The organism is Vibrio sp. L85 (assembly GCF_963871815.1).
Classification (GTDB): domain Bacteria; phylum Pseudomonadota; class Gammaproteobacteria; order Enterobacterales; family Vibrionaceae; genus Vibrio; species Vibrio harveyi.
Map to the genome: position 1 here is coordinate 241,873 of NZ_CAWMYL010000020.1, position 23,146 is coordinate 265,018.

Annotated in this window: 18 protein-coding genes; 4 read left to right on the plus strand and 14 right to left on the minus strand. The window is 45.5% G+C overall.

Annotation, left to right across the window (positions count from 1 at the left end; translation table 11 throughout):
- Window positions 1–34: 34 nt before the first annotated feature.
- Genes fruA through fruB form a run of 3 tightly spaced genes read right to left on the minus strand, consistent with a single transcriptional unit; the run spans window position 35 to window position 3,922 of the window.
- A complete protein-coding gene (fruA, locus tag AACR11_RS04345) occupies window positions 35–1,768 on the minus strand; it encodes a PTS fructose transporter subunit IIBC (protein ID WP_017819581.1) in 1,734 nt (577 codons plus the stop codon).
- A 19-nt stretch (window positions 1,769–1,787) separates the two neighbouring features.
- Complete coding sequence (gene pfkB / locus AACR11_RS04350; protein ID WP_029789371.1) at window positions 1,788–2,777, minus strand: 1-phosphofructokinase; 990 nt, start codon at window positions 2,775–2,777, stop codon at window positions 1,788–1,790.
- Window positions 2,778–2,788: 11 nt separating this feature from the next.
- Entirely contained in the window at window positions 2,789–3,922 is a 1,134-nt protein-coding gene (gene fruB / locus AACR11_RS04355; RefSeq protein ID WP_005451672.1) for a fused PTS fructose transporter subunit IIA/HPr protein, read from the minus strand.
- Between the two features lie 419 nt (window positions 3,923–4,341).
- Here fruB and cra point away from each other — a divergent pair, with 419 nt between their 5' ends.
- Window positions 4,342–5,337, plus strand: a complete 996-nt coding sequence (gene cra, locus AACR11_RS04360; protein ID WP_005451680.1) for a catabolite repressor/activator — start codon at window positions 4,342–4,344, stop codon at window positions 5,335–5,337.
- Here cra and AACR11_RS04365 read toward each other — a convergent pair.
- A complete protein-coding gene (locus tag AACR11_RS04365; protein ID WP_029789370.1) occupies window positions 5,327–6,280 on the minus strand; it encodes an endonuclease/exonuclease/phosphatase family protein in 954 nt (317 codons plus the stop codon). The two genes, cra and AACR11_RS04365, sit on opposite strands and share 11 nt — an antisense overlap.
- Before the next feature lie 126 nt (window positions 6,281–6,406).
- On the opposite strand from AACR11_RS04365, the gene AACR11_RS04370 reads away from it, so the two are divergent.
- On the plus strand, window positions 6,407–6,943 hold the full coding sequence (locus AACR11_RS04370; protein WP_009696717.1) for an RNA-binding S4 domain-containing protein: 537 nt from the start codon (window positions 6,407–6,409) through the stop codon (window positions 6,941–6,943).
- A gap of 115 nt (window positions 6,944–7,058) precedes the next feature.
- Here AACR11_RS04370 and AACR11_RS04375 read toward each other — a convergent pair whose 3' ends face one another.
- The 7 genes from AACR11_RS04375 to AACR11_RS04405 form a co-directional block, all read right to left on the minus strand.
- Window positions 7,059–7,877: an EAL domain-containing protein gene (locus tag AACR11_RS04375; RefSeq protein WP_009696716.1), complete on the minus strand. Its 819-nt coding sequence runs from the start codon at window positions 7,875–7,877 to the stop codon at window positions 7,059–7,061.
- 93 nt (window positions 7,878–7,970) lie between these two features.
- Complete coding sequence (locus AACR11_RS04380; protein ID WP_005451690.1) at window positions 7,971–8,891, minus strand: amino acid ABC transporter permease; 921 nt, start codon at window positions 8,889–8,891, stop codon at window positions 7,971–7,973.
- A 78-nt stretch (window positions 8,892–8,969) separates the two neighbouring features.
- Window positions 8,970–9,788 carry a transporter substrate-binding domain-containing protein gene (locus AACR11_RS04385; RefSeq protein ID WP_079325561.1) on the minus strand — a complete coding sequence of 273 codons (819 nt, stop codon included), beginning with the start codon at window positions 9,786–9,788 and terminating at the stop codon, window positions 8,970–8,972.
- Window positions 9,789–9,797: 9 nt separating this feature from the next.
- On the minus strand, window positions 9,798–10,595 hold the full coding sequence (locus AACR11_RS04390) for an amino acid ABC transporter permease (RefSeq protein WP_005451693.1): 798 nt from the start codon (window positions 10,593–10,595) through the stop codon (window positions 9,798–9,800).
- 3 nt (window positions 10,596–10,598) lie between these two features.
- Window positions 10,599–11,333 (minus strand): amino acid ABC transporter ATP-binding protein, encoded by a 735-nt coding sequence (locus tag AACR11_RS04395; protein ID WP_029789366.1) that lies wholly within the window; start codon window positions 11,331–11,333, stop codon window positions 10,599–10,601.
- Between the two features lie 135 nt (window positions 11,334–11,468).
- Window positions 11,469–12,107 (minus strand): lysoplasmalogenase, encoded by a 639-nt coding sequence (locus AACR11_RS04400; RefSeq protein WP_005451697.1) that lies wholly within the window; start codon window positions 12,105–12,107, stop codon window positions 11,469–11,471.
- 266 nt (window positions 12,108–12,373) lie between these two features.
- On the minus strand, window positions 12,374–13,522 hold the full coding sequence (locus AACR11_RS04405; protein ID WP_005451698.1) for an iron-containing alcohol dehydrogenase: 1,149 nt from the start codon (window positions 13,520–13,522) through the stop codon (window positions 12,374–12,376).
- Window positions 13,523–13,703: 181 nt separating this feature from the next.
- Here AACR11_RS04405 and AACR11_RS04410 point away from each other — a divergent pair, with 181 nt between their 5' ends.
- A complete protein-coding gene (locus AACR11_RS04410) occupies window positions 13,704–14,585 on the plus strand; it encodes an AraC family transcriptional regulator (protein ID WP_005451701.1) in 882 nt (293 codons plus the stop codon).
- Window positions 14,586–14,862: 277 nt separating this feature from the next.
- Window positions 14,863–18,024 carry a chitinase C-terminal domain-containing protein gene (locus tag AACR11_RS04415; protein WP_029789364.1) on the plus strand — a complete coding sequence of 1,054 codons (3,162 nt, stop codon included), beginning with the start codon at window positions 14,863–14,865 and terminating at the stop codon, window positions 18,022–18,024.
- Window positions 18,025–18,125: 101 nt separating this feature from the next.
- Here the strand turns inward: AACR11_RS04415 and glgC are convergent, their stop codons facing one another.
- The 3 genes from glgC to AACR11_RS04430 all read right to left on the minus strand — a co-directional run bounded on the left by glgC (window position 18,126) and on the right by AACR11_RS04430 (window position 23,018).
- Entirely contained in the window at window positions 18,126–19,340 is a 1,215-nt protein-coding gene (gene glgC / locus AACR11_RS04420) for a glucose-1-phosphate adenylyltransferase (protein ID WP_079325563.1), read from the minus strand.
- Between the two features lie 387 nt (window positions 19,341–19,727).
- Window positions 19,728–21,476, minus strand: coding sequence for a formate--tetrahydrofolate ligase (locus AACR11_RS04425; RefSeq protein WP_029789362.1), 1,749 nt, complete (start codon window positions 21,474–21,476; stop codon window positions 19,728–19,730).
- 237 nt (window positions 21,477–21,713) lie between these two features.
- Complete coding sequence (locus AACR11_RS04430) at window positions 21,714–23,018, minus strand: inosine/guanosine kinase (protein WP_009700365.1); 1,305 nt, start codon at window positions 23,016–23,018, stop codon at window positions 21,714–21,716.
- Window positions 23,019–23,146: the final 128 nt, after the last annotated feature.

Here is a 23,146-nt window from a genome sequence, read left to right on the forward strand (position 1 = left end):
GTTGCTTAGGTGAGCACAAGCTGACCGTTGGAGATTAAGCAGCAGCTTGTTGTTTCGCTTCTGCTTTGTTCTTTAGGAACGCGTAAGTGAAACCTGTTACCGCTGTACCTGCTGCGATTGCTACCAAGTACATCAATACCGGAGAAATTGCATTAGGGATTAACAGTACGAACAGACCACCGTGTGGTGCCATTAGTTTTGCACCGAATAGCATAGATAGTGCACCCGTTAGTGCGCCACCCGCCATACATGATGGGATTACACGCATTGGATCTTTCGCTGCAAATGGGATTGCACCTTCAGAGATAAAGCACAAACCAAGAACGAATGATGCTTTACCTGCTTCACGCTCGCTTTGTTCAAATTTGTTTTTCGCAATAAATGTCGCAAGACCCATACCAAGTGCTGGGACCATGCCTGCCGCCATGATTGCAGCCATAGGAGCGTAAGTTTGAGAAGCCAATAGACCTACACCGAATGCGTAAGCTGCTTTGTTTACTGGACCACCTAAGTCGAAACACATCATTGCGCCAAGGATAATACCTAGTAGTACAGCACTGTCAGAACCCATGTTGTTTAGGAAGTCTGTCAGACCGTTCATGATGCCTGATACCGGACCACCTACGATGTAAATCATAACTAGACCAGTGAACAAGGTTGCCACAAATGGGATGATCAGAATCGGTTTAAGTGCTTCCATCGATTGTGGAAGTTTCACTTTATCTGCAAGGAACTTCGCGGCATAACCAGCAATAAAACCCGCAGCGATACCACCAAGGAAACCAGCGCCAGTTGAGCTTGCAAGCATACCGCCGACAAGACCCGGAGCCAGACCTGGGCGGTCAGCAATTGAGAATGCGATGTAACCTGCAAGTACAGGAATCATCAGAGCAAAAGCGGAGCCGCCACCAATGTTCATCAGAGCAGCCGCTAATGTGCCTTCTTCTTTAAACGCTTCAATACCAAATACGAAGGATAGGGCGATGATCAAACCACCAGCAACAACCACAGGGAGCATGTGCGATACACCTGTCATTAGGTGTTTGTATGCGCCTTTCTTCTCTTCAGTCGCTGATGACGCGCTTGATGAGCCAGAATGTTGGTATACGGTTGCTTGTTCAAACGCTTTGTCCATCTCTTCTGCGGTTTTCTTCAGAGCTGGACCTGTTTTAGTGCGGTACATCTTCTTGCCGTTGAAGCGGTCTAGTGGCACTTCGATGTCGGCAGCGATGATTACCAAATCTGCGTCTGCGATTTCTTGGTCAGTGAGTTGGTTTTTCGCGCCTACTGAACCACGTGTCTCCACTTTGATTTGGTGACCGCGGCGTTTGCCTTCTTCTTCCAGTGCTTCCGCCGCCATGAAGGTATGCGCTACGCCTGTTGGACATGCCGTAATTGCAACGATTTTCTTCGTCGCTGATGCACTTTCAACTGGTGCCGCAACAGTTGTTGCTTGCGCTAAGGTTGCTGCGCTTTCTACTGCAGTTTGTAGGAAAGCAGATGCGTCTTTAGCTACGTCGCTGATATCTGATAAGTAGACTTTTTTACCTACGAAACGAGAAGTATCAACTGGAGTGTTAGCCGCAATTACGATCGCTTCTGCTTGTTCAATGTCAGCGTCTGTTAGTCGAGTTGGTTCAATCACGCTTGATTGGCATTCAATCTTCGCATTCCAACCTAACTTAGCGGCTGCTTGTTCTAGTAGACCTGCCGCAATGATGCTGTTCGCAACACCACTTGGACAAGCTGTAATGATGGCAATATTCATACTGATAACCTTCTGTTCCTTAGTTTTTGTCTAAGTTAGTATTAGGGTAAAGCTCGGTTACTTGTGTTTGGAGCTTGATGTTCTCCAGTTCTTCCTGACTGGTTAAGCCTACGCCAACTTGGCTAACTGCAAGAGCAGAAAGCGCGGTAGCGAAGCGGAGTAAATCGTTTTTCGGCATCACTTGCATGTGACCCCAGCACAAGCCCGCAACAAGCGTATCGCCTGCACCAACTGTGCTTACAACATTCATTCTTGGTGGTTGTGCGCGTAGCCATTCACCTTGGTTAAGCCACATCACACCGTCAGCGCCCATTGACACAACAATGTTCTCAATGCCTTTATCGCTAAGTGTTTGCGCCGCGGTTTGGCATTGCTCTGGTGTGGCTAGATGTTCGCCAACAAAATCACTGAGTTCTTCATCGTTTGGCTTGATCAACCAAGGATGCGCTTCGATGCCTGCACGTAATGCGGCTTTACTGCTATCAAAAAGCACTTTCTTACCTTGTTGGTGCAGCGCTTCAATCCACGTTGCACATTGCTCTGCGCTTACGCCGCCAGGTAGGCTGCCGGCAAGAACAAAGTAATCGTGTGTTTCTGCAAGGCGGAATAGGGTTTGTTCAAAGCGAGCGATTTCTTCTGGCGTGACTTGCACACCAGGGAAGTTGATATCGCTGACTTGACCATCTGCCTCAACCAGTTTTACGTTGATGCGCGTTGCGCCTTCGACTTCAACAAACTCGTTGTGAACCTTGATGTCGTCGAAAAGCTGATGGAACAGTTCAGGATTGTCTTTGCCTAGAAAGCCAGTCACTGTTACGTCCGCACCTAAGTCACTCAGAACTTTGGCGACATTTACGCCTTTACCAGCAGCATGCAGATTGCTTTTATCTACTAGACTGACCGATCCCACTTTTAGTGAATCCAGTGAACCCGTTAGATCAAGGGCAGGGTTAAGCGTAATGGTCACGACTTTGTTTGTTGCTTTTGTCGATGAAATTGTTGCTGTCATGAATCCGTCCCTTAACCTTCACCAAGACCAGAAGCAATTGCTTTACCGATGGATTCGAGAGCTTGTGCTGCGTCTGGACCTTCAGCAGAGAATTGAAGCTGGTGACCGTGTTTTACACCAAGCGCAATAACTTTCATTAGGCTCTTTGCGTTTACCGGTTTAGCGTCGCCATCTAAGTTAGCAACGCGGATCGTTGATTCGAATTTCTTCGCTTCCGCGACCAGCATTGCCCCCGGACGAGCGTGCAAACCGTGCGCGTTCTTAATCTTGAAAACTGCAGTGTTGCCATCTTCAGATGCTTCGCTTGCTACTTCTTCGCCTTTGAATAACGCTAGAACTTGCTCTGCAGAAGCATCAAGTAACTTGTTGTGTTCGTTGTTAAACACAAGCTTTGAAATTGTGCTTAGGATCGATTGGTGCGCGTTATTGCAAGCAGCAAACGCAACTAGAGCACGAACTTTCTCGCCTTCAAACTCACAGTCATTCGCTGTTGATACAAAAGAAACACCAGTGCGAGTTACTTGCTTATCGCTACCGACTAGCCACAGACCTTGACCAAGGTGCGTCGGTGTTTTCGTCACAAGATCCGCAACGAATTCTGCACCAGCACAACCTGTATTCTTAAGTAGGCCACCTGCAACCGCGCTCATTTGAACCATGTCGCTTGCAGGGAAGAGAAGTTGAATTAGAGAGGCATCGAAATCTGCTTCTAGCTGAACGTCACCATGAAGTAGGGCAATGATGTCATCTTCGCTTTTCGCATTGCGTAAGCGCTCTTCAACACCGTCTGCGCCCAATACTTTTGTTAGCTGCTTTAGGATGCCCAAGTGCTCGTCTGATTTTGCCGCGATACCAATAGCGACGAAAACCTTATTGCCGTCACCCCATTCAACACCTTCTGGGAAGTGGTGAACCGCAACACCCGTGGTTTTAACCATTGAGCGTGTGTCTGTGGTGCCGTGAGGAATCGCGATGCCGTTACCCAAGAATGTTGAGTTTTGGTTTTCACGGTTTAGCATGCCCTCTACATAGCCTTGTTCTACCAGCCCCTTGTCTGTCAGGCTTTGAGCGATGTTTTTAATCGCTTCAAACTTATCTGTAGCGGATTGAGATAGGGTAATGTCGTTCTTACTTAGCTTAAGCATGGTGCTTCTCCAGCCTTAAGGTATCTATTTCTAATTCATCTTGGCTACGCGGCTCGTTCTTCGATGCGTAACCTTGTTTATCTATTCTTTGCTGAACTGCTGTTCCTGTTAACCAGCGTTATTTGCTACGAAACTGCTTAGCTTTAACAATGAACTGAATCGATTCAGCAGTTGGTTAAATTTTTTAAAACACTCAGCGAAACTGTTTTTAAAATCAAAACTTAATCATCAAGTGATTGATTGCCCCTAAAGCCTAGCAAAGCAAACCTCACTTGCTGTTTTTTGGTGATTCTCGTCAATTTTTAAGTTTTGCTGAATCCTTTCAGCTTTTATACTGAATCGGTTCAGCATATAATTCAACTTATCGAAGGATCGTTGATGTATTAATATGATCCTGCGCACAGAATAGGGCTTAGAATATGACACTGGATGAAATAGCGAAATTAGCTGGGGTTTCAAAGACGACAGCAAGCTATGTGATTAACGGGAAAGCGCAGAAATACCGCATCAGCGAAAAGACTCAAAAGAAAGTCATGGCGGTGGTAGAGCAGCATAATTACAAACCGGATCACGCGGCTTCTTCTTTACGTGCGGGAAACTCGCGTTCGTTCGGTTTGATCATTCCAGACTTAGAGAACACCAGTTACGCACGTTTAGCAAAACTGATAGAGCAAAACTCTCGTAAAGCAGGTTACCAAATCCTGATTGGTTGCTCGGATGATAATCCGCAAACGGAAGAGAAAGTGGCTGAGGCATTGGTTAGCCGTCGTATTGACGCATTGTTTGTCGCAAGTAGCATGCCGGCTGCCAGTGAGTATTACTTAAAGCTGCAAAACTCGGGCACGCCAGTTATTGCACTTGACCGTCCAATGGATGATGAGCATTTTTGCTGTGTGATTAGTGAAGATTTTGACGCGGCATTTGAGTTGACTGAGTCGGTTTTGTCCTCTGAAATCAAATCGATTGGGCTTATTGGCGCTTTAGCAGAACTTCAAGTTTCTAAAGAGCGTGAATTGGGTTTTCGTTCTGCTTGCCAACAAGAAAGCAAAGATGTGCTGGTAGGATATGGTCAGCATTTCTCGCGAGAAGAAGGCAAGAAAGTGCTAGAAAGTTGGATTGCGAATGACGAATTACCTGATGCGTTAGTGACTATGTCATACACCTTACTCGAAGGGGTGTTAGACGTTATGTTAGAAAAGCCGGAGCTGATGGCGAAAGTGCGTTTAGCAACCTTTGGTGATAACCGCTTATTAGACTTTTTGCCAATCAAAATCAATTCGTTACCGCAGCAGTTTGAACTCATTGCCGACAGTGCGATGGAGTTGGCGCTTAATGCGTCTGCAAAACGCTACAAGGCTGGGGTTGAGTTGATTCCACGTAAGATTGTGAAACGCCACATCGACGCTAAAGCTTAATTTCTACCGTCAGCGCCACAAACGCGTGGTCGCTGGCGTTTTTATCTCGCTCAAAAGACGGGTTAATTAAGTGCGCATCCAGCACTTGATATCTCGTCACTTCCGCTATCGATATATCTGCATGAGCATCGAATTCCTGCGATAGCAAGATGTAGTCCAACACATTTCCTTTTGCGAAGTGGTAATGCGTTGCTGGGCGTGGCTCCAGAGTTGGCGCTACTTGCAATTCCCACCCATCATTTAGTTGTAAATCAGTGACGCTGTCACCGTAATGTTCAATCAAAACCTTATTAACGCTTGTGGATGTGATGGCTTGGTTCATGTCTCCCATTAACACGGTGGGCATTGAGTTGCGTGCATACTGCTTTTGCATTGCGTCGCGTAGCATGGCTGCTTCCCAACCGCGTTGTTGTGTTGATAGCCAGCGCGCAATTGGTTTGCTTGCATCTGCAGGTGTCTCTGAATCAGCCGGTCTTTGTGATTTTAAATGCGTAACATAAATTGCAATATGCCCAATGATAGGGTGAACGATGATTGCTCGAATTGGTTTTCGGCTGAAAGGGGGCGCAGAGAAATCACCGAAGGCGTTGAGCGTTTCTTTATCGAAAGTGACGGCTTCATAACTTTCAATTGGGAAGCGGGACGCGATTGCCACTACAGGACGAGAGTAGATGTAGTCCCCCTCAATATGCGGCGTATCGATACTGGCAAAGTACTGGTATCCCATTGTAGTAAAGAAGGCTTTGGTTTCTTCAATGCTGAACACTTCTTGTAAGCCGATGATATCCGGGGCGAGTTGCTCGAGCTGTGATTTTGTCCAAGTGAGTTTGTCCTGCCAGTCGTCGAGGGAGTAAATGTTCTCGAAGTCATAATACGCGCCAGGTGGAGCAACAAAGTTGAACAGATTGGCGGTGGCAAAGGTAATGCAGTTCTTATTAGACAAAATATTGCTCGTTCAAGGAGTTATTGGGTGAGTATATACCCAATTGGGCAAGTTGAGTGAAGATCACGTTTCTATTTGTACGCATTCCGTTTAAACTCCGTTCATCAAGAAAAATGAGTAACGAACATGACCCAAGATTACGAACACGAAGAGTATTTAGAAGGCGAAGAGATTGAGATCGAAGCGATCGGTATCGACGTCGACGCGCACCCAATTGAGCTGTACAAGCTTTTCAAAATCGCAAACTTGGTGAGTGGCGGTGGTGAAGCAAAACACATCATCGAAGAAGGTTATGTTGCGGTAAATGGTGAGCTAGAAACGCGCAAACGTCGCAAGATGTACGACGGCGATTTCTTCGAGTTCAACCAAGAATACTATGTCGTTGTGTGCGATGCGCCAGTAACTGAGCCAGAAACTGCGGAGCAAAAAGCAGAGAAGAAGGCGAAGAAGGACGCACAAAACGCGCGTAAAGAAAAATCTCGTTCGAATAAGAATGAGAAAAAAGCTAAAGGTCCTCAATCGACGGGTCGTAAAGCGGCGCACAAAGAGCGTAAGGCACAGAAAGAAGCATTGTCTCAATCTGCCAAGAAAGGTAAGAAAGAAGACAAGCCTCAAGTGAGTCGCGATCCAAAGAGTGGGCGTAACTCTATCGACTTCTTCTAAGTGATTTGTCTATAACACGGATAATTTCACAAGCGCCGCTTCGGTTATTGACCAAGGCGGCGCTTTTGTATTTTGCGGTTGTTGATTTGACAGATAAGAATTTGGGGCTGATTGGTTAGTGTAAAACTTCGCTGTTTTGCGCGTGTTTGGTCCAGTGGTTGATCGAGTTTGGCTTAGCTAGGTAAAAGCCTTGGTAGTAATCAAGATTAAGCGCTTGCATAGCGGAGAGCTGCATGTTTTCCTCAACCCCTTCAATAACAACTTTCGCATTCATCTCTTCAGCCAGTTCAACTGCATTGGCAATCGCAAGCGTATCGCCAGAGCAGTAATCAAGAAGGTAAGAACGGTCTATCTTGATAATGTCGGGACAGAGTTGCTTAACGCGTGACATATCAGAATGGTGGGAACCAAAGTCATCAATGGCGAAGAGAAAGCCATTAGCTCGCATTAGTTGTACCGCTTGGATCAGTAATTCAGTATCACCACACGACTCTTCAACCACTTCAAAGACCACATCAGAAGGTTCCATACCTAGCTCATGCAACCGCTTATACAGCAAACCGTTATCTTTAAAGCCCATGTCTTTGGTCAGTGTTAATAAGGTTTGCGGCATGACGTTTAGAAATAGTTTTATCGGCGAACCTGCGAAATGACGTGCAAAGTTTCGGATATGAATTGCCCGAGATAGAAACTCCATACAAAGTCGGAAGTAGGTATCTATGCTGGCATCGGCAAAGAAAAGATCTGGACGAATGTTGGCTCCGTCTGCGCCTCGAATGCGCAATAGGGCTTCCATCCCGATCATGTTTTGGTGTTTATCGAAGATTGGTTGATAAACACTATGGAAAGTATATTGATTGAGCACGACGTAATATTCGCCAAGGCTGTCCTGCCTTATGTATTGCTCGTAATCGGACTGCTTCTTTAACTCCATGAAAAACGCCAAAAAAATAGCATGAGAGCGAATGTAACAGGATGGAATTCGGATTTGAAGCGCTAGGCTGTCTTAATTTTGAAGCCCTTTGAGTTAATTTGAAATAGATTCCGATTTTTTCTCGATGTATCTAAAAAACATTGATAGACCGAAACAAATCAGAAAGTAAACCAAGCCCACAATTAGCCAAATTTCAAAAATGTAACCGGAAGAGTTTGCCATCTCGGTACCAACGAAGGTCATTTCTTGAATCGAAATCAGTGAGACAATAGATGTGTCTTTGACTAAGGAGATAGTTTGGCCTGCCAATGCTGGCGTAATAGCTTTGAGTACTTGTGGGGCAATGATAAAGCGATATTTGACCCAACGAGATAAACCGAGAGAATCTGCGGCTTCCCACTGTCCTTTATCGACACTTTGTAAACCAGCACGAACCACCTCAGCAATGTAAGCGGAAGAGAGCAAGCCTACGCAGAGAACTCCTGACGCTAGGTTCTCCCACAAATTCGCCGGACCAAAGAAGAAGCTTTGCAGTGCATTGGGTTCGCCGCGATAGTTGCGAAGTAGATCTTCTAACCCAAGTAACGGGATTAATTGGTTTGAAATAAAAAAGTAGAAAATAAAGACGAATACCAATGGTGGAATATTTCTCACCAACTGAATAAACGCGTTGGCAGGTGTGCGAAACCAAGCCGATTCCGAGAAGCGGGCTAAGCCAAGTAGGGTGCCTAATATAAGTGCGAAGCTAATGCCCCATAAACTCAGGCGTAACGTTGAAATCAAGCCTTGAAAAAAATATGGCAGCCCACCATCAGCACGCGGAGTAAACAACAAATCAATGGCTTCTTTCCAATGCCAGATGTAGTTCACCCCTACGGTGGAGCGGTGGTAAAGCCAACCCCCAACTAACGCGCAGATGGCAAGCAACACCCAATCAAGTAGGTTAAAACGGTTTAAGAAAAAGCCGGACTTTGTTTTGGTTGGTGCAACACGAGTGGTGGTTTGTCCGCTCAAGGTTTGACTCCGATAGTAAAGAGAGGACCGACCCTTCATTCGAGTCGGTCTGTGTATTCGATGTATTAGTTTTTGCGTTTATTGACCGTGTGCCACTTGGTCTTGCCAATCCAGTGTTGAGAACCAGTATTCGTAGCGCTCATCTAACCAACCGTCTTGGGTACGTGCTTCAATCCATTTGTTGAAGAAGGCTTTTTTGTCTTCTTCACCTAAGCGAACGGCAAAGGCTTCGTTACCTTTGGATAGACGCTCAGTAAATGGAATGAACAACTTATCCGCGTGTTTGATCGCTTCATGCTCAGGTTTAGGGCTCGATGCAATCACCGCATGTGCATTGCCGTTTAGAACTTCTTGGAATGCTTGTGCGTCATCATCAAATTGAAGGATTTTTGCTTTCGGGAATGTTTCACGCGCTACTTGAACGGTAAAAGCACCACGACGAGCTGCAATTTTCAATCGGCGAGAATCAAAGTCAGAAAACTCGCTAAAGCCAGCTGCCAGTTCTTTGTTCGCTGCAACTTGAACACCCGAGTGTGAGTAAGGTTCAGTGAACAGTACGCTCTTAGAACGTTCTGGAGTAATCGACATACCGCCAATGATAACGTCAAATTTCTTGGCTAGTAGAGCAGGGATGATACCGTCCCATGCTGTTGGTACGAACTCAACCTTCAGACCAGAATCTGCGGCTAGGCGTTTAGCGACATCAATTTCAAAGCCAATCAGTTCGCCTTGTTTATTTCGCATTGCCCAAGGTACGAATGTCGACATACCAACGCGAAGTGTGCCTCGTTCCTTGATTAGATCTACGTTTGGTGTTGCTGCTTGCTCATTGGCTAACGAAGGTAGAGCAATCGCAAGCCCCAATAATGCAGTAATGGTCGCTTTGAATAACTTCATGTTATCTCCTTATAATTTGCGCCAACTGGCTCCTAGTTTGTGTTCTAGCCAAGCGGATAAGCCAGAAAGTGATAATGTGAGAGCAAGGTAGATTGCTGCCACAGTAAACCAAATTTCAAATGGCATCGCCGTTTCCGATACGATGTTTCTTGCCTCGGTCGTTAAGTCGAAGATTGCCATAACACTCACAATCGAAGAGTTTTTAATCAATGACACGACTTCGTTCGTCAATGGCGGCAGGGTGCGCTGAAGCACCTGCGGTAGGATCACGTCTTTGTATGCAAACAAAGGCGATAAACCTAAGGTCTTCGCTGCTTCAAATTGACCTTTTGGAATGCTGTTCAAGCCTGCTCGGAAGATCTCGGCCGTATATGCACCTTGGAAAAGCGACAACGCCAACACCGCAGTGCTGAATCGATCTAAACCAATGACTGGTCCAAACACAAAGTAGAGCAGGTAAATTTGTACCAACAGCGGCGTATTACGAATCAGTTCCACATAAGCTGTGCCAATCGCGTTGCCTACTTTGGAATTGCTCAAACGCAATAAAGCGGTGATTAAACCAATGACCAAAGTGAAGAATAGACTAATGGCAGAGATTTTTAAGGTAACGATGAGACCATCGACCAATTCTGCTGGCCACCATTCACCATCTTCGTAGAAGGCAATGTAGTCGGGCACGCGCTCCCATTGCCATTGGTAGCCCATGGCTTGAGCTCCTGAATCGAGCACCCAAATAATCGCAATCAAAAGAATCGCGATTTGTAATATGGCTTGTAAGACCGGTTTAAGGATTCGAACAACCATAGGCTAGTAGCTCAGGATTTGATTTAAGAATGCTTGCGTACGTGGGTGTTGTGGTGTTTCAAATAGTGCAACGGGGGAGTTCATCTCGATGATTTCACCTTCGTCCATAAACACAACACGATTCGCTACTTTCTTTGCAAAGCCCATTTCATGCGTCACACAAATCATGGTCATGCCGCTATGCGCCAGTTCTACCATGACATCTAATACTTCGTTGATCATCTCTGGATCAAGTGCTGATGTTGGTTCGTCAAATAAGAGAAGGTCCGGCTCCATACAAAGCGAACGGGCAATGGCAACACGTTGCTGCTGACCGCCTGATAGTTGAATCGGATATTTGTTTGCTTGCTCTTCAATGTTGACGCGCTTGAGGTAGTGCATCGCTCGCTCTTCTGCTTCTTGCTTCGACAGTTTTAATGTACGAATTGGCGCGAGAGTAAGGTTTTCTAAAACGGTCAGATGCGGGAATAGATGGAAGTGTTGAAACACCATGCCGACTTTACCCGGCTTATGGGTTTTGGCGTTAGCTGGTTGCTCAAAGACGTTGAGTTCACCTTCTTGGATAGATTCTAAGTGATTGATACAACGAATAAGAGTGGATTTACCTGAACCGGAAGGACCACAAACAACAACGATTTCACCGGTATGTACTGAAAAATTAATATCTTTAAGTGCGTGGTATTCTCCATACCACTTGTTTACGCCGCTGAATTCAACAACGATATTTTTTTCTTTCAAGGCTGCCAACTTTTAGAATAAATTTCTTTCTACAATAACAAGTTATTAACCGTATTGCACCTGTTTATAAGGGTTAAACTGTCCAACTGGTGAGCAAATAACTCATTACAAAACTACCTGATAATGTAGTCAATTTTAAAGAAAACGGATCACTATCGCGAAGACAGACATGGTGATCAGAAACTGAGCTGAATAGTAGGTTGTCATGACGACTTGACGTGAAAATATCGAAGTGCTGCCAAAGCGCTCAAAGGCAAGCACAACGCCAGACATAGTGAAGATGAAACTGCCAAGCACCGCGAAAGCTGACGATTGTGTTTTACCACTTGCGTAATACTCCATCGCCATCCATAGCATCGTCATCAAAACAAAGATGTAGCTAGCAACGGACCATTTTTCTTTACCCAAGTCGGGCTTAAAGAATGAGTAAGCGCAAAGTCCAGCGCCGAATACAGCAAATGGGAGCCAAGGGGTGAAGTGCCAGGCTGCCATATTAATGAAGCCCAAGGCGTAACTGATCTGTGCGAGACAAAACAGTTTGATCCCAAAAACAAACTTATCTTTTGGGTGCATCATGATTAAATCACCGATCAGAGACAACGAAAGTCCGGAGATTACCCACTTTGTGTAAGGAAGGTGACTGGCTGGAGACATGAGTAACATGCCAATCATAGCGATGAGTGGCAGTGGTTTGGTCAGAAAGAACAGCCACTTTGGACCAGTCTTAATGCTGATGATATGTATGAGCGCACAAGCAATGACAATCAGCCACATACGATTAACTCTTGAATAGACGACATTACGCTCAATGTTTGATGAGCAAGCTAAAAAGGACACTTCGAATAGTAAGCACTTGGTTTGTTTTTAGTCATTGGCTTACATAAACACATCGAACTATCGCCTATTTGTTATTTTTCTAGCAGAAAAGTTCAATATTTATTGCATTGTCAGTGTTCGGCTAAATTAACATAAAAAAACGGTATTGTGTCTACGAGGACACAATACCGTTAAAAAAGGCAGTATTTTGATAGGTTGAGTCGTTAAGCGACTGCTAGGTCAAGAATCTGGCGGCTGCTTTCAAGATCGATTGCTTGGTTTTCACCAAGAACAGTCATGCCATGTTTGCTCAGTTGTGCGATCACTGAGTCAATTGCTGCTTCGCGGTCATCACCGTAACCTTCTAATTGGGTTGCTACACCTAGTTGGTGGTAGAAAGCTTCGATCGCTTGGATCGTGCGCTCTGCCAAATCATCACCATCAGACAAACCAAATACGTTGCGACCCATTTGCTCAAGCTTAGGACGCTTAAATTGCATTTGGTTGCGAAGTAGGGATGGTTGAATGATTGCAAGTGAACGAGCGTGGTCAACATGCCACAATGCTGTAAGTTCGTGACCGATCATATGCGTTGCCCAGTCTTGTGGAACACCACTACCAATTAGACCGTTGAGTGCTTGGTTTGCTGTCCACATCAGGTTTGCGCGCCATTGGTCGTTGTCACGTTCTTCAAACTGTTCGCCCAGAACTTTTAGGTTTTTCAGTAGTGCTTCTGCATAGCCGTCTTGAACCATTGCACCAGTAGGCAGTGTTAGGTACTGCTCACAAACGTGTACCCATGCATCTACGACACCGTTGATCAACTGACGCTCTGGGAGTGTTTTCATTACATCAGGATCAAGGACCGCAAATTTAGGCTGCACGGCAGGAGCAAGAAACGCCAATTTATCTTGAGTTTCCTTTTTGGTGATAACTGCGCCCATGTTTGATTCTGAGCCGGTAGCTGGAAGTGTCAAAATCGCAGCTAGTGGTGTCGCTTCTGTCACTTGATGTTTGCCAACCATGATGTCCCAGCCATCACCGTCGTATTTTGCCGATGCTGCAACGTACTTAGAACCATCAATAACCGAACCACCACCTACGGCAAGGATAAAATCAACGTTTTGTTCTTTTACGATTGCAACGGCTTTATCTAGCGTTTCTTTGGTTGGATTTGGCTCTACACCTGAGAACTCAAGCCACTCGCGACCTTCTAGAGCTTGCGCGACTTGGTCGTAAACACCGTTCTTCTTAATTGAACCGCCACCATAAATGACAAGTACTTTTTGACCGGTAGGGATCGCGTTTGTAATTGCGGCGATTTGACCTTGTCCGAAGAAGATTTGAGTTGGGTTGACGTATGAAAAGTTCATTATTAGACCTCTTGCTTCCATTGTGAGGAGAGTGAATACATGCATATTAGTACGCGTCGATGCGCCTTAGTAGGTCGATTTCTGTAATTTTTTTGCCTATTTCTACAAATGTGTGTTCGTTGTGCTGGAACTGTAATCAGAACTCCAAGTATAGTGCGTGGAAAGTTATTGGAGTGACACAATGAAGACACTTGCTCAGATCATGCAACAGTACGCCACTAAATTTGATTTGGATAAATTAGAAGGCATTAAAGAAACCGCTATTGACGGCGTGTGGTTTTATCGCAGTAGCAAAGGTAACAACCGCCAACCTTTTGTTTATCAATCTGGAATCATTGTTCTCGGGCAGGGACACAAGAACATCCATATCGGTCAGACGCCAGTTCGCTACGGACCAGATGACTATTTGGTGGTTGGAGTTCCTATGCCTTTAGAATGTGAAGCCATTGCCGTCGATAATGAGCCGTTGCTCGGGATTTCAATTGATATCTCGCCTGCGATGCTGCAAAAGCTAGTAAAGAAACTGGAATCGCAACGCTATAGTAATGTATGTGAAGACGAGACCCGTTGTGGTTTGAAGTCAGTTCGAATGAATGAGCAGATGCTGGATGCGTGTAAACGTTTGATGACGGCTTTGTGCGATGACCTTGAAGTTGCAATGCTTGGCGACATGTTATTGGAAGAGATTGTATATCGAACATTAGTGAGTGAGTCAGGGCATGTTTTGTTCGAATTAGCACATCAAGAAGGGTCATACGCGCGCGTGGCGAAAGCGCTTAACCGCGTTCATCAAGAGTACCATGAACAACTAAATGTTCAGACGCTAGCTGAAGAAGCGAACATGAGTGTTTCAGCGTTTCATCAAGCCTTTCGAAGCGTAACGCTTGAATCACCTCTGCAATACATCAAAAAGGTTCGCTTAAATAAAGCACGCGAATTAATTCAGTTAGAAGGAAGACGGGTAAACGATGCAGCACGTTTAGTTGGTTACAGTAGCCCATCACAGTTCAGTCGAGAGTACAAGCGCCACTTTAACGAAACTCCAAGATCAACAAAGGCTTAGTGATCTTTATTTCAAAATTACGACTTTTTTCGTCTTTTTTAATAAATTGCGATCGACATATTTATTTGAGTAATAAAATTAGTTATTGGTGCAAAATAAGATGTCTTTTGTTGCAACGTTTTAGTGGATTCTTGAGAGGTGTTGCTGAAAATTTATAAATATATAGTGTGAAACTCTGTAGTTGTACTTAAGTTATTTTACGTCGAAACAAAAGTAATAGTGCGCGGTAGTTAAGCGTATTTTGTATTGTATTAACAATAACTTAAGGAAGAGCAATATGCACCTTAGAAACGGGAAAGCAGTGAAGAGTGTATTTACACTCAGTACGTTAACTGCATCTTGTCTAATGGCTTTCAACACCTATGCGGCGGTTGATTGTGCCCCTCTAGAAGTTTGGGATTCGTCAAAGGTTTACAATGGCGGTGACCAAGTTCAACACGAAAACAACGCTTACAAAGCGCGTTATTGGACCCAAAACAACAACCCTGCGCAATCAGGTCAGTGGGGTGAATGGGAAAACCTAGGAGCATGTGGTGATACGGGACCTGTCGATCCACCTGTGAATGAAGTACCGACGGTTACGTTAACATCACCTTCTGCGTCGGCTTCGATCACCGCCGGTGACGTGGTTAACTTAGCTGCGGATGCCGTAGATACTGACGGCACAATCAGTAAAGTTGAGTTCTTTGTTGATGGTGCGCTGGTTGGCACTGCAACAGCAGCGCCTTTCACGGCTTCATGGACGGCAACTGAAGGTGCTCACGAGTTCTCTACCAAAGCGTATGATGACAAAAATGCAGTGAGTGCGGTTAGTGCTGTCACTCTTAATGTAAATGCAGGTCAGCCAGGCAACGAAGCCCCAACCGTTGATGTTGCTCTATCTGCAACTTCTATCGAACTTGGTGGCTCAGTCACGGTAACTGCGAATGCTGCTGATGCAGATGGCACAGTCGCTAAAGTTGAATTCTTCGCTGCGGGTGCGTTGATCGGCACCGCAACAGCAGCACCTTATGCCGTTGACTTTATGCCTGCACAAGCGGGTAGTGTATCTGTTTACGCGAAAGCAACGGACGATGCTGGCGCAACAACAGATTCTTCACTTGTTTCATTGACCGTCAATGGCGGCGCAGTGACGTCGAACTGTCGTCCTGACGGTCTGTACCAAACAACGGGTCTAGATGTACCTTACTGTACTATTTACGACGAAGAAGGTCGTGAAAAAATGGGTGCCGATCACCCACGTCGTGTCATCGGTTACTTTACTAGCTGGCGTAGTGGTGATGACCCACAAGCAGCATATCTAGTTAAAGACATCCCTTGGGATCAACTAACTCACATCAACTACGCGTTCGTGAGCATCGGCTCTGACGGCAAAGTTAATGTTGGCGATGTGAATGATCCAACTAACCCAGCGACGGGCAAAACGTGGCCGGGTGTTGAAGTAGATCCAGCGCTAGGCTTTAAAGGTCATTTTGGCGCATTAGCGACTTACAAACAGAAACACGATGTTAAGACGTTGATTTCTATTGGTGGCTGGGCTGAAACGGGTGGTCACTTCGGTGCAGACGGTAACCGTGTTGCTGACGGTGGCTTCTACACGATGACGACTAACGCAGACGGTTCAATCAACCATGCGGGTATCGAGAAGTTTGCGACATCTGCTGTTGAAATGATGCGTACCTACAAGTTCGATGGTCTAGACATTGACTACGAGTACCCAACTTCTATGGCAGGAGCGGGTAATCCTTACGATAAAGACTTCATGGAACCACGTCGTCCATACTTGTGGGCGTCTTACCAAGAACTTATGAAAGTGCTTCGTGAGAAGTTGGATGCAGCATCAGCACAAGATGGTCATCACTACATGCTAACGATTGCAGCGCCTTCTTCAGGTTACTTGCTACGTGGTATGGAAACCTTCGACGTTACTAAGTACCTAGATTACGTAAACATCATGTCTTACGACTTACACGGTGCTTGGAACGACCACGTGGGTCATAACGCGGCACTGTTCGATACAGGTAAAGACTCTGAGCTAGCACAGTGGAATGTATATGGCACTGCGGCTTACGGTGGTATCGGCTACTTGAACACGGATTGGGCATACCATTACTTCCGCGGTTCAATGCCGGCTGGTCGTATTAACATTGGTGTTCCTTACTATACTCGTGGTTGGCAAGGTGTGACAGGTGGTGAAAACGGCCTTTGGGGTCGTGCAGCATTACCAAACCAGTCTGAATGTGCGCCTGGTACAGGTGAAGGTGAAAAGAACAACTGTGGTCACGGTGCTCTAGGTATCGATAACATGTGGCACGATACTGACCCTAAAGGCAACGAAATGGGCGCAGGTTCTAACCCAATGTGGCACGCGAAGAACCTAGAGAAAGGCATTTGGGGTTCCTATGCTCAAGCGTATGGTCTAGATCCAGTTAACGACCCTTCAGACCAACTGGTTGGTACCTACACGCGTAACTATGATGATGTTGCGGTAGCTCCATGGCTATGGAACGCAGAGAAGAGCGTATTCCTTTCAACAGAAGATAAAGCGTCTGTTGAAGTGAAAGCGGACTACGTTATCGATAAAGAGATCGGCGGTATCATGTTCTGGGAGCTTGCGGGTGACTACAACTGTTACGTACTAGATGCGAACGGCAACCGTACAACGATAGATGCAACTGAACAAGCGTGTGCTGCAGGTAATGGTGAGTACCACATGGGTAACACGATGACCAAGGCGATTTACGATAAGTTTAAGTCTGCAACGCCTTACGGAAACAAGATCGCGACAGGTCCGATTCCAACAGAAGCAGTAGACATCGCTGTTAGCGTTGGTGGCTTTAAAGTTGGTGACCAAAACTACCCAATCAATCCTAAGATCACGTTTACGAACAACACTGGTCAAGCGATTCCTGGTGGTACAGAATTCCAGTTTGATATTCCTGTATCAGCACCGGATAACGCGAAAGATCAATCTGGTGGTGGTCTAAGTGTGATTGCTTCTGGTCACACTCGTGCAAACAACATCGGTGGTCTAGATGGTGTTATGCATCGCGTATCTTTCTCTCTACCTGCATGGAAAGACTTACCAGCAGGCGGTACTTACGAGCTCGATATGGTTTACTACCTACCAATCTCTGGTCCTGCTAATTACACCGTAATTTCTGGCGGTAAAGAGTTTGCGTTTAAGTTTGAGCAACCAGATCTACCAATTGGTGACTTAAACTCTGGCACCGGTGGTGGTGGTACTGAGCCTGGTACTTGTGACACTGCAGGGTTAGTTACTTACCCAGACCTGCCACAAACTGATTGGCAAGGTAACCCAAGCCACGCTAACCAAGGTGACAAAGTGATTCACAATGGTGTGGTATACCAAGCAAACTGGTGGACTGCATCAGAGCCGGGTAGTGATGGTAGCTGGTCAACAGTATGTAATATCTAATCCAATTTGAGTGGATGACAAAAGCGCGCGATTTACATCGCGCGCTTTTTTATTTGGTGAGCTTGGTTTTTCTCGATTGATGATTACATGAGAGCAAAAAGCTAGAACTGGTAACCTTCCGGAATAACTACGATGCCTTTTTCAGAAACATGGAATCGCTTTGCGTCTTCAATTTTGTTTATTCCAATTTGAGTATGAGGGGGAATTCGAACGTGCTTGTCGATAATACAACTCACCAACTGACAGCCTTCTCCAACTTCGACATCATCAAAAATAATGCTATCTACGACAGTTGCACTATCATGAATGCGCACATTTGATGCTATCACTGAGTGCTGAACAGAGCCTCCCGAATTGATAACGCCATTGGCGATGATTGAGTTTATAAAGATACCTTCATTACCAGTGGCTGATGAAACGGTTCTCGCTGGTGGAAATTGCGCTTCATAAGTGCGAATCGCCCAGTTAGGCTGATACAAATTCATTGGTGGTACGGGTTCTAAAAGGTCCATATTGGCTTCATAGAAAGAGTCAATTGTACCTACATCGCGCCAGTAGCAATCTTTGTCTACACGACCTTTACTGCTACAGAATTTATAAGCGTAAACGGATTGAGTATCGATGAGCTTTGGGATGATGTCTTTGCCAAAGTCATGGTTGGAATCGTCGAGTTTCGCATCTTCTTCAAGAGCGTCTTGTAGTACGTCCATATCAAAAATATAGATACCCATAGAAGCCAAGCTTTGAGTTGGATCATCTGGCAGAGTAGGTGGGTTTTCTGGTTTTTCGACGAAAGATTCGACCAAACCATTCGCTTTGATGCCCATGACCCCAAAGGCGGTTGCATCTTCAACAGGAACATCCATACAAGCGACCGTTAACTTCGCACCGTTTTCTTTATGCTCTTCGAGCATCGCTGCGTAATCCATGCGGTAGATATGGTCACCAGAAAGAACAACGACGTACTTTGCATCGTTTCGCGAAAGTAGCCACATATTGTGGTAGATCGCATCGGCTGTACCTTCGTACCATGCACCACCTTTGCGCATTTGAGGTGGAACTGCCGTTATGTACTCACCAAGTTCGGGATTAAAGATGGACCAACCATCTCGCAAGTGTTTCTGTAGTGAATGTGATTTGTATTGAGTGAGAACCAATATCTTGCGTAAACCTGAATGAAGACAGTTAGTTAGCGTGAAATCAATGATACGATACTTACCGCCAAAAGGAACCGCTGGCTTGGCTCTATCATCGGTGAGAGGGCTTAACCTTGACCCCATACCACCGGCTAAAATTACCGCGAGTGCATCTTGCATAATCTTCCCTTTCCCTTATCTTACGTGCCTCGAAAGCGCTCTAAAGCTTGAGGAGTTAGCCAACTGCTGATTGCTATTCGATGTGCACAGTGAGTGTCCTTTGGTTTTTAGAAATCGTTTTGTTATATACCCTAGTACAAGATTCGAGCCATAGAATTTTATCAATGAAATCAATATATTTTGATAAATGAAGCGTTAACTTTGCACTATATTAGGGAGTGGGGAAATATGTCGTGCACTAAATTGGTGAGGTCGGAGTGACCAAAGGTTGTCTATAACCCGATTTACAATGTAAAGCGGCGTTAAAACAATGAGGTAACGGGGAACGAGCAGAAATTAAAACAGGAGCTCAAAGGCTCCTGTCCATTGTAGAAAACAGCAGTGAGGTTATGACAGACCGATGATGTTACCTTGATCATCAAGGTCTAAGTTCATAAATGCAGGTTTGTCTGGTAGCCCTGGCATGGTCATGACGTTTCCTGAAAGTGCGTATACAAAGCCTGCTCCGGCACACAAGCGAAGTTCGCGAATCGGAACGTTAAAGCCACTAGGTGCGCCTTTAATTGCTGAATCTGTACTGAGCGACAACGGCGTTTTAGCAATGCACACAGCTAAGCCGTCAAAGCCAAGCGTTTCAAAGTGCTTGAGCTGCTGTTTTGCTAGATCGCTCATCTCGATATTTGATGCACCATAACCAGCTTCACAGACCGCCATCAGCTTTTCTTTCAATGATTGCTCTTTCGTGTAAAGAGGGGTGAACTCCGATGGATTCTCGCATGCTTCAACAACATGCTTAGCAAGCTCAACGGCACCGTCACCGCCTTTTGCAAATGCGGTGCTGATGGCAACTTTTACTTCAGGATTAAAGCGTTCTATTAAAGACTCTAATTCAGACAGCTCTTCTACAGAATCTTGCGGAAATTGGTTGATCGCAACGACAGCAGGAATACCGTATTTATGAACATTATTGATGTGCCATTTCAGGTTTTCAAACCCTGCTTCTAATGCCGCTTGATCGGGGTTGAAAATCGAATCCGGAATAGCTATGCCCGGACGCAAATCGTAGTGACCGGAGTTTGCTTTTAGGCCGCGTAATGTCGCAACAATCACAACACAATCAGGAGCTCGACCAGCCGCCGCCGCTTTTATATTACAAGCTTTTTCGAACCCCATGTCTGAACCAAAACCTGCCTCAGTGACAACGTAACTAGATAGTTTAAGAGCAATTTCGTCTGCAATGATAGAGGAATTACCGTGAGCGATATTAGCAAATGGACCTGCATGAATAAGGGTTGGCACACCTTCTAGAGTCTGCATTAATGTTGGAGCTATTGTCTCTTTGAGTGTGACAGCCATTGCACCTGCGACTTGCAAGTCTTCTGTGGTAACCGGTTGTCCCTCGATATCGTATGCCACGACAATACGCCCAATACGCTGACGTAAGTCTTTAAGATCTTTTGCTAGGGCAAGGATAGCCATAAGCTCAGAGGCTGCGGAGATATCAAAACCTTCACTACGTTCAAAACCGTTAATGGTCTTGCCTTCTTCATTTAGACCAATCTTCACCATGCGTAGTGCACGATCGTTGTGGTCCATTACACGTTTCCACGTGATTCGGTCAACATCGATTTTAAGTGCTTTTAGTCCAGTTCGTGCCTCGAACGCCGCGTAGCCTTCTCGTTGTTCGTGATAGAGACGAGCGTCAAGCGCGGCGGACGCAAGGTTATGCGCTGCGGTAACCGCGTGGATATCACCAGTGAGGTGCAGGTTTAACTCCTCCATTGGTGCAACTTGAGAGTAACCGCCGCCAGCAGCCCCACCTTTAACGCCAAATACTGGACCCATTGACGGTTGACGAATACATGCCATGACCGATTGATTGATTTTAGATAGCCCCTGAGATAAGCCGATTGTTGTAACGGTCTTACCTTCACCCAAAGGAGTAGGGGTAATCGCAGTGACCAACACTAACTTCCCGTCTTGATTTGTATTGAGGCGCTCAAGACATTGGGGATGAACTTTAGCTTTGTGTTTTCCGTGTGTATCAAATTCGTGCGGCAAAAGACCTGCATTTGCTGCGACAGTAGCGATAGAAGACAACGGTGTGTTTCGGCAAATTTCAATATCAGACTGCATGGATACTCCAAAAAAATGGCTAACACGTGGCGTTCAACATCAAGCAATCGAAAGACTGTATTGCTGTTGCGCAAACGTTTGCGCGAGAATAATACTGGTAAAATAAGAGGTGTAAAGCAGTTCGTGCGCCTTAGCGTGCTACATAATAACAAAAAACACTAAATACTGCGCTAGATCAAAACAAAAAGGTCACCAAACGGTGACCTTCGCATATTTTTCGCTCTAAGTGCTTGGTTCTTAGCGATCCCAGTAGGTTTCTTCTAAGCTATCTTCACGCTCTGGTAGAGCACGGGATAGGCGAGGAGAGTGTTGGGTTAGCACTTCGTAACTTACACGGTTAGCATACTTACAAATTTGAGATAGCGAAGAGTAAGTCAGACAACGTACTTCGTGTTTTTCTGAGTTAGGAACTTCTTTCTGGTGGAAAGAGTTGGCAGCCATGTCGTGCAGAAGAGCAGATAGCGCGGCATCACCAGCACCGTTGGTATTCTTAATCTCAAGTGGTCCACCTAGGTAAGGACCGATATGAGAGTACACTTTCATCGGCTGTTTACAGTCTTCTTTGCGCATAGCACGGCTAAATTCGAACTTGTTGAACTCATCAATTGAGCCTTCAAGGATATCGTGCGTTGTTTCGCGTTTCACTTGTTCTTCGGTGTAACCAGCCATGTATAGACCATCAGGACCAGCAGTACACAAAACAAGGTCTACCCACTCGAGTGCTTTGTCTGCGGCAGCAAGTGGATCAGTTTCTCCAGTAAGCGCAGCGCCTTCTTCCTCGTTCATTGCAACAACAGATACGTTGTCTCGAATGTACTCTTGCCACCACTCAGCGTTGCCTTCGATCACGTATTTTGTACCCAGCGTTAGTACAACAGGGACGTCGTGCTTCTTAGCAAAGTCGATCGCTTTTTGAACGGCTTTTGGCATTGGGTCATCTTCTTTACCGCGCATTAGGTAAGATGAAACGACAAGAGCAGAGGCTTTTTCAAACACCTCTTCAGGAATGCTGTCAGGAGCTAGTTGGTTCATGTGACCTTCGTTAATTGCGAAAGTACGTTCACCATCTTGAGAAATTAGGGTGTAGCAGCGACCAATAGGACCATCTACAGTTTGCAGGTGGTTAAGGTTCATGCGTGAAGAGGTGCGGCACAGGTAACGGTATGCGAAAGAACCGACTTGAATGTTCTTAGACATAACACCAAGTAGTACAGATTTGCTGTCTGCCAATACAGAGTAGTTGTGCAGAGTGTTACCGATAGTGTCGCCTGGGTATTGATGAGTAATCAGACCTTGCTCTACTAACTCTTCATATAGTGCGTCTGCTTTGCTCTCTTCAAGAACGAGAGAATGACCTTTGCTAAGGTTGTATTTTTCTAAAAACGCATCGTCTACGCGCGCTTCGATATCTACGATGGTTTGACCAACGCCGACAATCGTAGGGCGGTACAGCTTAGGCGCCTGTCGAATTTGGTTGACTAATGGATCTCGAGCGTGAGTTGGGAAGTAGTGTTTAGATTTACGCTGTCCAGGAAACTTCATGCTTGTTCTTGAGTGAGAAAAAAAGAGGCGGGATTGTATCACAAAATTTTGAAAATCGTTGTGTTTTATTACAAAGAAATTCGCCCGCTGAAAAATGCAGCGGGCTGGTGTTTTTAGCAGCGATTTGG